We start from the raw sequence: 13,957 nt of genomic DNA, 5'->3' as shown, positions 1-13,957 counted from the left end.
ATCTTAGCCTGGGTATGAATACGCCAAATAAGGTGCATGAAAAAAGCCAGCAACTTGCGTTACTGGCTTATTAAAAATCGTCAACGTATTTTAGGACGAGACAATAGGAAGTGGTTATTTTTCAGGAATCGAGAGCAACACCAATAAAGCACCGTCACCACCAAACTCCAGAGGTGCTTGGTGGAACGCCATCACATCTGGGTGCTGAGCCAGCCAAAGTGGGGCTTTTTGTTTTAGGATGTGCTTACCAATACCGTGCTGAACACAAGCACAGGACACTTCGTTCTTAATGCAGTGAGCGATCATGGCTCCAAGCTCTCGTTTTGCCTCTTTCTGAGTCATGCCGTGCATATCTAAAAACACATCAGGGACATAAACACCGCGGCGCAGGCGCTTGACTTCATACGTCGAAACATCATCTCTAGCGTAACGTGTTGGGCCTTCTTCATTCAGCAAAGGCACAAACTCGTCAGAGAAATAGAACTCCGTATCACTGGCTTCACGGGCGGTACGGACAATTTCTTTTTGCTTACTGTTTTTTTTTGGTTGCTGGACTATGGTATCCTGTGACAACTTTTTTACGCCTTGTACTGCATCCCTAAAAAGGGCGAAGTCATCATCCATATCGGTGTCTTTTTTGCTCATGGGAATAATTTAAATATGTATAAATGCAATTAGCAGTATTGTAGCGCTTTTCGGAGGCAATTTTGGATAAGATTTTTGTAGAAGAAGCAGTATCAGAACTTCACTCGCTTCAAGATATGATTCGTTGGACTGTAAGTCGTTTCAACGCTGCGAACCTATTTTATGGTCACGGTACAGATAACGCATGGGATGAAGCAGTACAGCTGATCCTTCCAACACTATACCTACCGATCGATGTGCCTCCACATGTCTTAAACTCGCGCCTGACAACAAGCGAGCGTATGCGCATTGTTGAGCGTGTTGTTAAGCGTATTAATGAGCGCACGCCAACAGCTTACCTGACGAATAAAGCGTGGTTCTGTGGTCTTGAGTTCTTCGTTGATGAGCGTGTTCTTGTGCCACGTTCTCCGATTGGTGAGTTGATTCAAGCTGAATTCCAGCCTTGGTTAGTGGAAGAGCCTACTCGTATCATGGACTTGTGTACTGGCAGCGGCTGTATTGCGATTGCGTGTGCTCATGCTTTCCCTGAAGCAGAAGTTGATGCAATTGATATCTCAACAGATGCACTGCAAGTGGCAGAACAAAACGTGCAAGACCACGGTATGGAACAGCAAGTTTTCCCTATCCGTTCAGATCTATTCCGTGATCTTCCAAAAGAGAAATACAACATCATCGTGTCGAACCCACCATATGTGGACGAAGAAGACATGAACAGCCTACCGGATGAGTTTACTCATGAGCCAGAACTTGGCTTGGCTGCAGGCACTGATGGCCTCAAGCTTGTGCGCCGTATTTTGGCAAACGCACCAGATTACCTTACAGAAAGCGGTATTCTTATCTGTGAAGTCGGTAACTCTATGGTTCACATGATGGAGCAATACCCGGACATTCCATTCACTTGGCTTGAGTTTGAAAACGGTGGTCACGGTGTATTTATGCTGACGCGAGAGCAGATGCTAGAACATGCAGAAGAGTTTTCTATCTATAAAGATTAGCTCTTAACCCCAGATTAAAAAGTAATAAGCACCAAGTGAATAATATTGGTGCTTTTTTTTTGTTTATTTTCTTACAGTATGCAATACTATTTACAATAGTATAAACAAGAGACGAATAAAGCCCTTGTTTTGTATGTAGTAGATAAGGAAGTTGAATGAAAAAGTCTTTGCTTGCTGTAATGATAACTTTGGCTGCTAGTAGCTCGGCAATTTCGTCTGAGAACTCGTGGCGTGTATCAGGTGGATTAGGTTATGGGTTTAATACCGATGTATCTGAAACCCAAATTGAGTCAAGCTTACTAGATAGTGGGTTTGATACGGATATTGATTATCCAATGAGCAATGGTCTGGGCTATAGTGCTTGGGTTGGTTGGCAGGCGCATCAAAACATTATTCTGGAGGCAGGCTACTTAAACTTTGGTCGTCGCGACGTTACCGTAATAGGTGGGACACAAGGGTTTGATGATGCTCTTGTTGACGCTTTGCCAATTACTGGTGAAGGCTTTGCAGCTGCAATCAGGCCTACATACGAGTTTGTTAAAGACTGGTCGGTATATGGCAGAATTGGTGCTATGGCTTGGGAGTCGACGGTTGAAGTGGATAATGCTAGGGGTAACGAGTCCGGTACCGATTTACTCATTGGCGCTGGTGTTGAATATCAGCTGGCAGATAACTGGGCTGCTTCGGCTGGGTGGGATAGCGTTGATATGGATGGAACTAGAAACCATCTAGTCTCGATGAATATTTCATACTTGTTCGGTGGTGGCTCTGATAAGAGTGATGCACTCTTGGTAGCAGCATCTGCGCCTGTCGTAGCGCAAGTACAAGAACCGACAATTATTGCCGCTGAACAAAATGTGAATACTGATGAGCTTCAACAGGTAGAACCAAAACCGCAAGTTTCGATTCAGCAAGAAGTGATGGATGAAGTTGTCGAACCGCGTGTAGCTAAAGTGTATTTTGGCTTTGATAGCACTACTCCTTCAGAGGCACTGTTAACAGAGCTTGATGGTCTGATTAGCCAAATCGGAGAAGAGTCAGTTATTGAGCTGAAAGCATCGAGTGATACGACGGGTCCTGCGAAATACAATGATATGCTAGCGAAAAAACGAGCAGACTATGTTGTTAAGTACCTAGACTCTAAAGGGGTAAACAGCTCTCAGATTAATGTTCAAATCTTGGGAGAAGTAGAAGGTTACCCTCTTTCTGAACAGCGTAAGGTAGTCTTAGAAATTAAGTAAACCCTTGATTTCAACAAAGCGCCAAGTCTTGATTTAGCGATAAATCGGCTTGGCGTTTTTTATGCGGGCTAAAAAGCAAAATAGTTGGCTTTTGGGGGTTTACATCAAACCGCAATAAAGCGACTATGAATTTACTAACAATTGAAGTGTAAAACTCTGTATACAGTTGATAGTTGTACCAGAGAAAAAAGTTTGAGGAAGTAATGGCAGGAAACAGTATCGGACAACATTTCCGAGTGACCACATTCGGAGAAAGTCATGGTATCGCACTAGGATGTATTGTCGACGGGTGCCCTCCGGGTCTTGAAATCACAGAAGCGGATATTCAAATTGACCTTGATCGTCGTCGTCCAGGTACTTCTCGTTATACCACAGCACGTCGTGAACCTGATGAAGTGAAAATTCTATCTGGTGTGTTTGAAGGTCAAACGACGGGCACTTCAATCGGTCTGTTGATCGAAAACACCGATCAACGTTCAAAAGATTACTCGGAAATTAAAGACAAGTTCCGCCCAGGTCACGCTGACTACACTTACCATCAAAAATATGGCGTGCGTGATTACCGTGGTGGCGGTCGTTCATCTGCTCGTGAAACAGCCATGCGAGTTGCTGCAGGTTCGATTGCAAAGAAATACTTGAAGCAAGAGTTTGGTGTTGAGATCCGAGCTTACCTTTCACAGATGGGTGACGTAGCGATCGATAAGGTTGATTGGGCTGAGATTGAGAACAATGCGTTCTTCTGTCCTGACGCCGATAAAGTTGAAGCCTTTGACCAACTAATCCGTGACCTTAAAAAGCAAGGTGATTCAATCGGTGCAAAACTACAAGTTGTTGCAACCAATGTCCCTGTTGGTCTTGGTGAGCCTGTCTTTGATCGCCTTGATGCAGATATCGCTCATGCACTCATGAGCATCAATGCTGTTAAAGGTGTAGAGATTGGTGATGGCTTTGACGTTGTTAGCCAAAAAGGTAGTGAGCACCGTGATGAGCTAACCCCTGATGGTTTTGCGAGTAACCACGCTGGTGGCATCTTAGGTGGTATTTCGACTGGTCAAGATATCGTGGCAAATATTGCACTTAAACCAACATCAAGCATTACCGTTCCTGGTGAAACCATCACCAAGCAGGGTGAGTCAACCGAGCTAATCACGAAAGGTCGTCACGACCCATGTGTTGGTATTCGTGCGGTGCCTATTGCTGAAGCGATGCTAGCGATTGTTGTACTTGACCACTTATTGCGTCACCGCGGACAAAATCACGGCGTGACAACAGAAACTCCGCAGATTTAATGCAAGTTTGATTCAAAAACGGCTTCCAAATTGGAAGCCGTTTTTCTTTGCATCGAACCTAATAGGAGTTAGTGCAGGGAACCTTCGGTTTCTAAATGGAATGAGGGTAAACGCCATTTGAACCTTACTGCAGCCATGCGAAGAAGATAGCCCACAACAAGAGTGGTAATCGTTGCGGTGACATCGTTGATGCCAAACTCTAGCATTGCTAGGTATAGCCCTGATGACGCTAGCGCGACAGATGCGTACAATTCTTCGTGAAGCACCAGTGGCGTCTGGCGACAAATAAGATCACGAAGCAGCCCACCAAAGACGCCGGTCACCAGTGCCGCGACCATACAGATCATCGCATGATGTCCCATACCCATCGCCACTTTAGTTCCGATGATGCTAAATACGATGAGGCCAAGTGCGTCTAAACGAATAAACAGCCCTTTTAGTTTGATAACCCACTTAGCTAACCCTGTAGTGAGTACGCCTGCAACACAAGTGATGGCCAAGAACTGTGGGTTTTCTACCCAACCTAGCGGGTAGTGACCAAGAAGAATGTCACGAACGGTGCCGCCACCGATGGCTGTTGCACTTGCCACTAACATGACGCCAAACCAATCCATTTTTCGACGACCAGCACTCAGTGCACCTGTCATCGCTTCCGCTGTAATTCCAATAATGTACAAAACACTGAGCAGCATGATGAATTCTCAAAATAGGGCCGAAAAATGCGGCATAATCTTATAAATTTAAGGCGAGAGTGTAGTGGGAAATGTGATCTGTGACGAATGAGATTTTATGAAGACGAAAACGTTTTTCACATAACTTAAACTAATAGCAATGCATTTTGTGTGGATTTGCAATTTGGACGAAAAATGCGAGAATGCGGCAGCGAAGAATATCAACAATCCAATTGAGCTATGAGCCACGAATACCAAGACTTAATCAAGATCTTCAACGATACATTTTTTGACCAATTCAACACCAAGCTCGAATTGGGTGGGGATGAGCCGATTTACTTACCTTCTGACGAGTCGACTCCTCATCATCGCATTATTTTTGCTCGTGGTTTCTATGCGTCTGGAATGCACGAGATTGCTCATTGGTGTGTCGCTGGGCCTGAGCGTCGTTTGCTTGAAGACTTTGGTTATTGGTATGAGCCAGATGGACGCACAGAGCAGGTACAAGCTGAATTTGAAAAAGTGGAGATCCGCCCACAAGCGTATGAGTGGATTCTGTCAAAGAGTGCAGGGTTTCCTTTTACGGTAAGCTGCGACAATCTTAATGGTGACTTTGAGCCTGATAGGCTTATGTTTATGAATAAGGTTCATCAAGAGGTGGGAAAGATCTTCCAACAAGGTATTCCGTTGCGAGTAAAGATGCTTTCAGATTCATTGAGAGCTTTCTACAAAGTGCCAGTGCTCTCTTTTGAACAGTTTGAAGTGAAATAAAACAAGCCGCATGAAGCGGCTTGTTTACTTTTTAATTCTGCTCCTTTATTGGATCAACCAAGAAGAATCTAATTCCCCGTTGTGGTTATGAACATAGACGAGCGGGTCTGTGTTTGGCTCCATGACGGATATAACGGCAATCAGCGATTCACAGTGGTTCGGAACGCTCAATTGATAGCTACCGTATCCAGAATTCAATGCCGCCTTAACCATGCATTGGTCATAGTCGATGTTGTCATAGCCTCCACCACTGTTATCACAAATCGATACGTAGACTTGTGATGCCGAGAGGTGAGGTAAGCTCACATCGATATTCACTTCGTACACTGACGTCAAACTGTTGTCATGATCGATTTGTAGATCGGTTATGCTCACGGATTGGCTTGCTGGTGTTGTCGCGCTCTCTGTACTTGAATCCTCTCCGCTTGGTGTGGATGTGCTGCCAGATGACCCACTTGTTGAACCCTCGTCACCACCCCCTCCGCCGCCACAACCACCGAGTAGTAGGAGAGTCATTACACTTGCATACAGTTTGTTATTTGTTGTGTTCATAACGGTGTCTCCTAATCTACGTAAATGAAATTGTTGTTTGGCGACATATACCAAGTAGGTTGAGTTTGTCCGCTACTATCGAGAGAGAATTGAGCAAACTCAGAGTAGGCTTGAAGGATATTCTTTTGCTCCATCGGGTGTTTCCAATCCGTTGGAACTTCAATACCCCAAGGAAGGCCATTGGCATTGTGATAATGGGTGTTCCCGCTTGAAGCATCGACGCCATAAGATTTGTAGCGATTGTCGAATTTAGAAGTTGGTGATTGGTTTTTCAGGTGAATCTCTAATGCTCGACCCGGATACCCACCACTGACTTGATGTCCGATATCACCGTAATAGTGTCCAGGAGCTGCAAAAATAAACGGGTCGTAAGGGAAGTCGGGCATGACATCATTACCAACTGCGTTCTCAAGTGAGAATGTCAGGCTCCAAGTTGGTCTATAAGTCGTGCCACAGTTCTCTTGAGTACGGAACATGGAGCACGCTTCTGCCTCGCCCGGTTCCGTGATGTCCCATAAATCTTCATGAATGATGAAAACAGCGTCGGTAGTATCACTTTCTAATACAGTGCCACTCATCGAGACATTATTGACAATCAGTTCAACGGAATCTTCTTTAATGTCCTCTCGAGCGACATCGGGTAGACGTATGGCAAAACCTGAATGGTAATCGCCACCTAATGCAGCCACCTTGCCCTCTATCTTCATTCGAATGACTTGGTTGTTAAGTTGGTACTCTGTGTATTTGACGTTCATTAATACGTCATTCATATCGTAGTCACCCACCAAAGGGTATTGGTCTTCATAGGCAAATGTTGTGAAGCCTCCTCCAGTTGGGTAAGTTTGTGTGCTTACACCGCTTTCGGTTACATCAATCAAGTAGTCCTCAACTTCGCCAGCGGGTACACCGCCACTTGGCCCGATCCCTGAAGTATTTGAGATTCTAAAGCGCGCCCATGTCTCGCCCGCAATAGCCCATGTCGGTACAGTGAAAAACACGTCGTGAGTGCTGTCAGTCAAAGCTTGATCATCAATAATCTGCTCGTTTGATTCAAACTCGCCATCGCGGTCAAAATCTATCCATGCGTTGAGAACAGAACCCGATGATGTCCCTAAAGCCGTTGCAATAATTTTACTGGTGTTGCCAACTTGGATGGGCACTGGGAACTGGATACCGTCATCATCGTCAGAACCATCAGAAAGGTCATCACTCAGAGGGTAAGGGCTGCCATCGGTCTCACCATCAATCACAGAGCCCAATTTAAGATCGGAAAGACCATGACGGGCACCCGAGGCGGCGAATGTAGTCTTATAGCTGTCCGGCGCATCACCAAAATCGGTGTATTCGCTTGGCTCGACAGGCGCGAGGGCACAACGTGCACCATCATTCGAGTTACTTGATGGGCCATAAGCAAAGAACTCAGCTGTTGATTGAAGGTCATCAATAGTCACTTTGAATACGTAGCCGTTACTGTTGTTACTGGCGTAGAAATTCCCATCTACGTCAAAGTAGACGGCCCCAAAAGTAAATCGATAGCCGAGTTCATCGCGGTTTAGCACCTGGTTTAGGCGAGTTGATGTACCCGCGCTGACATCGATTTCCCAAAGGTAACCCGTGGCATCGATAGAGTAAGCGAGGCCATTCGATGGATGAAAGGCTAAATCGTATATAGAAGGGTTGCCAAATACGCCTGATGGTGAAGATAACTCCATTACTAATGTGTCCAAGTCGACTCGGTAAAGGCCGTAGCTTGGGCGATAGCCGTACCATGCATTCTCGTCGAGAGCGACATCCCCGACATAGATAGAGCCAGGTGTGCCTGAAGGTTTAGTGATGGTTAGAATGGTTTTGCCGAAATCAGCGTCTAATCTAGACAGCGTTTGGTTGTCGTAGTCCCAACCGTAGATGAAGTCGTCGTGTTTGCTATAACCCACCGCGTTAAGCTTACTTGTACCTAATGTAGAGTCTAGGGTGACGTAACTACCGACATCAATATTGACGCCATAGGCTACAGGAGCCCCCGAAGGATTTTGAATTAAGAATGCTTGGGTCGGGCAACTGGTAAAGGGGGTTTCCGCCGCGACAGGAATCGCAGTCAAGGCAATGGCCGAGGCCGTCGTTATTAGTATTGTTCTCTCCTGAATTTTCATCCGCTCTTCCTCGCTAATCGAAAGTGATTATTTGATAGACTGCACAGCGCGTGCCATGCTGCGAGCCCTTATATGACGGAGGGTTTGCGTTGCGATTATCAATATGAGAAGCTTGGCGCTCTTTTTGAGAATCAAACTGAATTAGGCGATAAAGCAAAATGATTATTGAATTTGAAGAGCAGCTACTAGAGCTAATTGATGCTCGTATTTCAACGGCATCAGATGATGAATTATTTGCTGGTGGTTATCTGCGTGGTCATATTTCTTTATCCGCAGCAGCGTGTGAAGAAGAAGGCATCAATGATGTTGAAGTCTTAAAGCAGCGTATTCAAGGCAGCCTTGATGAAGCGCGCTCAGAGCTAACACCTGCAGACCGCACGATTGTTCACGATTTATGGGTCGAGTTGGTCAACAACGCATAATCATCGACGTGACGTGAGTGACATATATAGGGCTTGTTCGAATATTTTGAACAAGCCCTTAAATTTTTTCAGGTTGTTGGTTTTCTGAGCAAAGGATATTCTGTTTATAAAGAGAAAGGGAAACCAAAGGAAACAGAGTATGAAAATTGTCGCGTTCGGAGCATCAAATAGCTCAACTTCAATCAATAAAACGTTAGCGTCTTATGCAGCAAATCTGCTTGAAGGAGCAGAAGTAAAAGTACTTGATCTCAATGACTACCAAGTACCAATGTTTAGCGAAGATACTGAGAAAGAGATTGGTCAAGCTGAAGGTGCGAAAGCGTTTTTGGATGATCTAGCTCAAGCGGATGCAATTATTGTCTCTTTTGCAGAGCATAACGGCTCTTACACTGCAGCTTATAAAAACCTGTTTGATTGGTCGACTCGCATAGAGCGCAATGTGTTCCAACAGAAGCCAGTGGTTTACCTAGCAACATCGCCAGGGCCGGGTGGTGCACAGACAGTGCTTGCTGCTGCGATAGGTTCTGCTCCTTACTTTGGCGCTGAAGTGAAGGCATCACTTTCTGTACCAAGCTTTTACGATAACTTCGATTTAGAGACAAATAGCTTCCGTAACCAAGAGTTGATGACACAGCTAGAACAAGTAGTCTATGTATTAAGATAAATATAATATGCCCTGTTTTACAGGGCATATTGCGCTTAATTAATTGACCACTTTTCTGTTCTTTCAGTTAAGCCGCCATCATCAATACTTACTAGCCAGCTATCAGTACGCTTATCAAGGATGTGGATAGTGTAACCATTTGGGATATATAACTCACCGGCATCGGCAAATTGTGAGCCGTTGAAAATGCCCCATGCGCTATCAGTCAAACTTGGGTCATTAGGGTTATTCACCTTCAGTGCACCACTTGCTGAGTAATATCCCTGAGCGGGGGCTGAGTCTTCGGCACCGAAAGTATATGTTACACCAGCAGGTGTCGTTGCTGTTTTACCTACAAGATCTGATGTAAGGAATACTAGCTCACCATTAATAGCATCAAGAGTGCTGCGAAGTTCATTCTCCACATCTGTTTCGTTCTTAAATGCACTATGCTCTAGAGGCTGAGCCTTACTAGTGTTTGCTGTTTCGATTTGTGTAAACAGAGCTGAGGTTAAAACTGTTGTAGCATCGGTCGATGGGGAATTAATCAGGTTTTGAAGTGTTGTTCGTACATCGACTCCATTCTCATTAAGGTATAGACCAGATAAGTCAAGTTGAGCTGCACCAGCATCGCTTGTTAAAGATTTGAGGATAGTTGCAACTGTTACGGCATCGGCACTTTCAGAGTTACTATTCACCAGCAGGTCAAAAGGTGTTGTGGTTGTTGAAGCATTTGTCACAGTGCCAATCTTGATATCGTTATCAGTCCAATTAGGTTGATTGTTTTCATCACAACGGCCTAAATAAAAATCAACACTTTCAGAGTCTTGAATGCTAAATAGGCCTGTATCATCAGTGCAGCCAGACTGTGTAGCGGATTCGTAATATAAACCTTTTACAGCTTCATCAATAAAGTTGTAACTTGATGTGGTTGGTGTAGTTGATGATGCGGTATTATCATTACTATTACAGCCCGTAAGAGCTAGTAATGTAATAGTTGTAGCCAACAGTGTTTTTTTCATAGATATAGTCCTTTTTCAATCGGACGTATTGTAAATAAACTAGAGACTGTTTGAAGTTTAATATACGTATTGCTAAATGTTGCATATCAATCTGTGCGAAACCTCTAACAATTCATAAACTCCCCCAATCTATTGCAGTTTATTAATTGCTTTGCCTTTTCTTAGCTTCCTTACCCACATGCGGCTTGGGTGGAGTTGCTCTAGAACATCCACTGGCAATGGAAGAGGATCACCACAAATTTGTGATGCCAAGACTTCAGCAAGTAGAGGGGCTGAGCTGAGTCCGCGAGAGCCTAGCCCTAACATACAAAATAGGTTCGGCTGGTTTGGTACGTTGACCGCGTTTAATGCTGGCTTTTTCTTGTGTAATTCAGCGTACACTTCTGCGGTTTCATCTAATTTACCCACGTTACCAACAAAAGGAAGATGATCTCGGCTTACGCAGCGGATCCCCTGTCGTGACTGATTCCCTGATGTGTCAACTTGCTCTACCCAATCTTGATTTGGTACGCATTTTCGTAATTTGTCGCTATTCTCTTGCTGCGCGACAGGATCGAACACATTGTCTAAATGAGAGCGATCATAGCTTGCACCAATACAATGATGGCCATTGTTAGGGTTAACTGGCGTCATATAGCCGTCGTAACAAAGTACCGTTTTGAGCTTAGTTAATTTGTCTGACGTCGGAATATGACTAACCTGACCTTTCACTTGACCAAGTGGGATCTCTGACGTCTGTTCAAGCTCAGCAAACTGGTGGCCATTTGCGACAATGACGGTGTCATGAGTAAAGTTTGATTCACCTGCGGATAGCGTCCAGCTTTGCTGCTCATTACTCCATTCTAAACGTTCAATCTTAGTATTGAAGTGAGCTGTGAACGTCTCTTTTTGCTCTAGCTGAGCAATTAACCCTTGAGTTAACTCAGCCGGACAGAGCCAGCCACCAAGTGGGTAGTGGACACTGGCCATATCAATCGGTAAACCGATCGTTTCTGCAGTTTGTTCAGCGTCTAAACGTTCAATCAATTGGTTGTCGAAATCGCCTTTGAGCATATTCTCTAGCTTTCTCGCTGCGTCGTCATTCCACATAAGTTGTGTCACACCACACCAACTATGATCAAAGCGAATCTCTTCTGCGGCTTGTTCAACAAACTGACGAGCAAATAAAAATGCCGGAGCAAATACGCGTGAAACACCTTCATGACCGCCATTTAGTAGTGGATACACGGCTCCTTGACGATTCCCTGAAGCGCCTTGGGCTGGGCGTTCATCTTGGCAGTAGAGCGTCACGTGCTTGCCGCGACGAGTGAGCGTCTTCGCTAGTGTTGCGCTCGCCACGCCACCGCCGATGATGGCGATTGAATCTGCTGCTTTAGGCTGCTCACGGTAGAACCAAGGCTTTACGTTTGAGTCCGCTTTCTTGGTGGGCAAGCTGCCCGCAATCATATCTCGCTTAGTACCAAAGCCTTTGACTTTCTTCATTTCAAAGCCAGCTTCAATAAGGCCTCGACGAACAAACCCAGCCGCAGTGAATGTCGCGCAGGTACAATCTTGCTTCGCCAGTTTAGCCATGCCATTAAACAGGTCTTGGTTCCACATCTCAGGGTTCTTACTTGGCGCAAAGCCATCTAGGAACCAAGCGTCGACGAGGCCTTCTTTTGTGACAGGCACTTTTGGCATGCAGTCTTTGATATCACCAAACCATAAGTCGAGCGTAATGGCACCATCTTCCAATACGATGCGATGACATTCAGGTACAGCAATAGGGTAGTGTTGTTGGAGTTTCTTCGCATACTCAGCGAGTTCAGGCCAGGCGCTGTGGGCTTTAACTAGGTCGGTTTGGCTAAGCGGGTATTTTTCGAAGCTAACGAAGTGCAGCTCCTTTAGTGTCGACTCAGGGTTTTGTTGTCTAAACTGATCAAACCATTGCCAAACGGCAAGGAAATTAAGCCCCGTACCAAAGCCAGTCTCAGCAATCACAAAGCGGCGTTGGTCATACGTTTGCCATCTTTGTGGGAGATGATTTTGATGTAAAAAAACGTAGCGAGTCTCTTCTAGACCGTTCACGTTAGAGAAGTAAACATCATCGAATTGATCTGAAACAGGCGTGCCAGCATCGTTCCAGTCCAGTTGTGCGTTGGTTATCGAGGTCATAATGTCGGAAATATGTGAGTAGATGCGATAATATTGGCGTAATTGTACGGTTTTAAGGGAAAGCTGACCACTTTTCCTCACTATCTTAGTTATTATCTAGCGGATTTTTGAATTATAGGAATGTCATAATGAAACGAGTCGTAATCACCGGTATGGGTATTGTTTCAAGTATCGGTAACAACGTCGAAGAAGTTTTAGCGTCTCTAAAAGCGGGCAAATCTGGTATCACTTCCTCTGAGCAATTTAAGGAACATGGCCTTCGTTCACAGGTTTGGGGTGATCTAAAGATTAATCCATCAGAGCACATCGATCGCAAAAAGATGCGCTTTATGGGTGACGCGGCTGCTTATGCATACCTATCAATGCAGCAAGCAATTGAAGATGCGAGCCTAACTGAAGAGCAAGTATCTAACGATCGCACAGGTATTGTTGCTGGTTCTGGTGGTGCTTCTGCACTAAACCAAACAGTCGCGACAGATATCATGCGTGAAAAAGGCGTTAAGCGTGTAGGTCCTTACATGGTACCACGTACAATGTCTTCTACTGTTTCTGCATGTCTTGCAACACCATTTAAAATTCGTGGCGTGAACTACTCAATGAGTTCTGCATGTGCAACATCTGCACACTGTATTGGTCACGCAATGGAACTTATCCAACTTGGCAAACAAGACATCGTTTTTGCTGGTGGTGGTGAAGAGCTAGATTGGTCTCAAACTATGATGTTTGATGCAATGGGCGCACTATCAACCAAATACAATGAAACACCAGATAAAGCGTCACGTACATACGACGCAGACCGTGACGGTTTTGTTATCTCTGGCGGCGGCGGCATGATGGTGATCGAAGAGCTAGAACACGCTCTTGCTCGTGGCGCTAAAATTTACGGTGAAATCGTAGGCTACGGTGCAACTTCAGATGGCTACGACATGGTTGCTCCATCTGGTGAAGGCGCTGTGCGTTGTATGAAGATGGCAATGCAAGATGTCGATAGCATCGATTACGTTAACACTCACGGCACTTCAACACCTGTTGGTGATGTTAAAGAGCTAGGTGCGATTCAAGAGCTATTTGGTGATAACAGCCCAGCTATCTCTGCAACTAAAGCGATGACAGGTCACGCTCTTGGTGCGGCAGGTGTACATGAAGCAATCTACTCTACACTTATGCTAGAGAACAGCTTTATTGCTCCAAGCATCAACGTAGAAAACCTAGACGAAGCAGCACAAGGTCTAGACATCGTAACTGAAGCTCGTGACGCTGAGTTAACAACAGTTATGTCGAACAGCTTTGGTTTTGGTGGCACGAACGCTACTTTAGTTATCAAGAAGTACCAAGGCTAACTGAATTTGCGGTGCTTGCTTCTCGCTCGCACGTGCAATCCAGTTTCCAGAGCTGATACACC

General features: G+C 45.1%; 13 protein-coding genes. 7 read left to right on the top strand and 6 right to left on the bottom strand.

Translation table 11 applies throughout. The features are described 5' to 3' along the window. Positions 1-114 precede the first annotated feature (114 nt). Positions 115-645 carry an endonuclease SmrB gene (gene smrB / locus F0231_RS19695; RefSeq protein WP_171761386.1) on the bottom strand — a complete coding sequence of 177 codons (531 nt, stop codon included), beginning with the start codon at positions 643-645 and terminating at the stop codon, positions 115-117. Positions 646-707: 62 nt separating this feature from the next. Between smrB and prmB the strand changes: the two genes are divergently transcribed. From prmB to aroC, 3 genes are all read left to right on the top strand, one after another. Then, positions 708-1,640, top strand: coding sequence for a 50S ribosomal protein L3 N(5)-glutamine methyltransferase (prmB, locus tag F0231_RS19690; protein ID WP_171761385.1), 933 nt, complete (start codon positions 708-710; stop codon positions 1,638-1,640). Positions 1,641-1,795: 155 nt separating this feature from the next. Then, a complete protein-coding gene (locus tag F0231_RS19685; RefSeq protein ID WP_171761384.1) occupies positions 1,796-2,881 on the top strand; it encodes an outer membrane beta-barrel protein in 1,086 nt (361 codons plus the stop codon). 203 nt (positions 2,882-3,084) lie between these two features. After that, positions 3,085-4,170: a chorismate synthase gene (aroC, locus tag F0231_RS19680; protein ID WP_171761383.1), complete on the top strand. Its 1,086-nt coding sequence runs from the start codon at positions 3,085-3,087 to the stop codon at positions 4,168-4,170. A 68-nt stretch (positions 4,171-4,238) separates the two neighbouring features. On the opposite strand, the gene F0231_RS19675 is transcribed toward aroC, so the two are convergent. Continuing rightward, complete coding sequence (locus F0231_RS19675) at positions 4,239-4,862, bottom strand: trimeric intracellular cation channel family protein (protein WP_171761382.1); 624 nt, start codon at positions 4,860-4,862, stop codon at positions 4,239-4,241. Positions 4,863-5,081: 219 nt separating this feature from the next. On the opposite strand from F0231_RS19675, the gene F0231_RS19670 reads away from it, so the two are divergent. Further along, the gene (locus F0231_RS19670) at positions 5,082-5,612 is read left to right on the top strand and encodes an elongation factor P hydroxylase (protein WP_171761381.1); all 531 of its coding nucleotides are present in this window, start codon (positions 5,082-5,084) and stop codon (positions 5,610-5,612) included. A 45-nt stretch (positions 5,613-5,657) separates the two neighbouring features. Here F0231_RS19670 and F0231_RS19665 read toward each other — a convergent pair whose 3' ends face one another. Continuing rightward, positions 5,658-6,164, bottom strand: coding sequence for a hypothetical protein (locus F0231_RS19665; protein WP_171761380.1), 507 nt, complete (start codon positions 6,162-6,164; stop codon positions 5,658-5,660). Between the two features lie 11 nt (positions 6,165-6,175). After that, positions 6,176-8,314, bottom strand: a complete 2,139-nt coding sequence (locus F0231_RS19660) for an LruC domain-containing protein (RefSeq protein WP_171761379.1) — start codon at positions 8,312-8,314, stop codon at positions 6,176-6,178. A gap of 158 nt (positions 8,315-8,472) precedes the next feature. Here F0231_RS19660 and F0231_RS19655 point away from each other — a divergent pair, with 158 nt between their 5' ends. Both F0231_RS19655 and F0231_RS19650 read left to right on the top strand, forming a co-directional pair. Then, a complete protein-coding gene (locus tag F0231_RS19655; RefSeq protein WP_171761378.1) occupies positions 8,473-8,736 on the top strand; it encodes a YfcL family protein in 264 nt (87 codons plus the stop codon). A 139-nt stretch (positions 8,737-8,875) separates the two neighbouring features. Beyond that, positions 8,876-9,400 (top strand): NADPH-dependent FMN reductase, encoded by a 525-nt coding sequence (locus tag F0231_RS19650; RefSeq protein WP_171761377.1) that lies wholly within the window; start codon positions 8,876-8,878, stop codon positions 9,398-9,400. 35 nt (positions 9,401-9,435) lie between these two features. Here F0231_RS19650 and F0231_RS19645 read toward each other — a convergent pair whose 3' ends face one another. Both F0231_RS19645 and mnmC read right to left on the bottom strand, forming a co-directional pair. Beyond that, positions 9,436-10,401 (bottom strand): hypothetical protein, encoded by a 966-nt coding sequence (locus F0231_RS19645; protein ID WP_171761376.1) that lies wholly within the window; start codon positions 10,399-10,401, stop codon positions 9,436-9,438. Between the two features lie 129 nt (positions 10,402-10,530). Beyond that, positions 10,531-12,555 carry a bifunctional tRNA (5-methylaminomethyl-2-thiouridine)(34)-methyltransferase MnmD/FAD-dependent 5-carboxymethylaminomethyl-2-thiouridine(34) oxidoreductase MnmC gene (mnmC, locus tag F0231_RS19640; protein ID WP_171761375.1) on the bottom strand — a complete coding sequence of 675 codons (2,025 nt, stop codon included), beginning with the start codon at positions 12,553-12,555 and terminating at the stop codon, positions 10,531-10,533. 128 nt (positions 12,556-12,683) lie between these two features. Here mnmC and fabB point away from each other — a divergent pair, with 128 nt between their 5' ends. After that, complete coding sequence (gene fabB / locus F0231_RS19635; protein ID WP_171761374.1) at positions 12,684-13,895, top strand: beta-ketoacyl-ACP synthase I; 1,212 nt, start codon at positions 12,684-12,686, stop codon at positions 13,893-13,895. Positions 13,896-13,957 lie beyond the last annotated feature (62 nt).

Source organism: Vibrio sp. RE86 (genome assembly GCF_013114545.1).
Taxonomy (GTDB): domain Bacteria; phylum Pseudomonadota; class Gammaproteobacteria; order Enterobacterales; family Vibrionaceae; genus Vibrio.
The sequence above is the reverse complement of the archived record's forward strand: the minus strand, read 5'-3'. Positions and strand labels throughout refer to the sequence as shown.

What these genes read in the sequence shown, in the direction of transcription:
- smrB (WP_171761386.1), bottom strand. Translation starts at nt 645, where the DNA reads ATGAGCAAAAAAGACACCGATATGGATGATGACTTCGCCCTTTTTAGG.
- F0231_RS19685 (WP_171761384.1), top strand. Translation starts at nt 1,796, where the DNA reads ATGAAAAAGTCTTTGCTTGCTGTAATGATAACTTTGGCTGCTAGTAGC.
- aroC (WP_171761383.1), top strand. Translation starts at nt 3,085, where the DNA reads ATGGCAGGAAACAGTATCGGACAACATTTCCGAGTGACCACATTCGGA.
- F0231_RS19675 (WP_171761382.1), bottom strand. Translation starts at nt 4,862, where the DNA reads ATGCTGCTCAGTGTTTTGTACATTATTGGAATTACAGCGGAAGCGATG.
- F0231_RS19670 (WP_171761381.1), top strand. Translation starts at nt 5,082, where the DNA reads ATGAGCCACGAATACCAAGACTTAATCAAGATCTTCAACGATACATTT.
- F0231_RS19665 (WP_171761380.1), bottom strand. Translation starts at nt 6,164, where the DNA reads ATGAACACAACAAATAACAAACTGTATGCAAGTGTAATGACTCTCCTA.
- F0231_RS19660 (WP_171761379.1), bottom strand. Translation starts at nt 8,314, where the DNA reads ATGAAAATTCAGGAGAGAACAATACTAATAACGACGGCCTCGGCCATT.
- F0231_RS19655 (WP_171761378.1), top strand. Translation starts at nt 8,473, where the DNA reads ATGATTATTGAATTTGAAGAGCAGCTACTAGAGCTAATTGATGCTCGT.
- F0231_RS19650 (WP_171761377.1), top strand. Translation starts at nt 8,876, where the DNA reads ATGAAAATTGTCGCGTTCGGAGCATCAAATAGCTCAACTTCAATCAAT.
- F0231_RS19645 (WP_171761376.1), bottom strand. Translation starts at nt 10,401, where the DNA reads ATGAAAAAAACACTGTTGGCTACAACTATTACATTACTAGCTCTTACG.
- mnmC (WP_171761375.1), bottom strand. Translation starts at nt 12,555, where the DNA reads ATGACCTCGATAACCAACGCACAACTGGACTGGAACGATGCTGGCACG.
- fabB (WP_171761374.1), top strand. Translation starts at nt 12,684, where the DNA reads ATGAAACGAGTCGTAATCACCGGTATGGGTATTGTTTCAAGTATCGGT.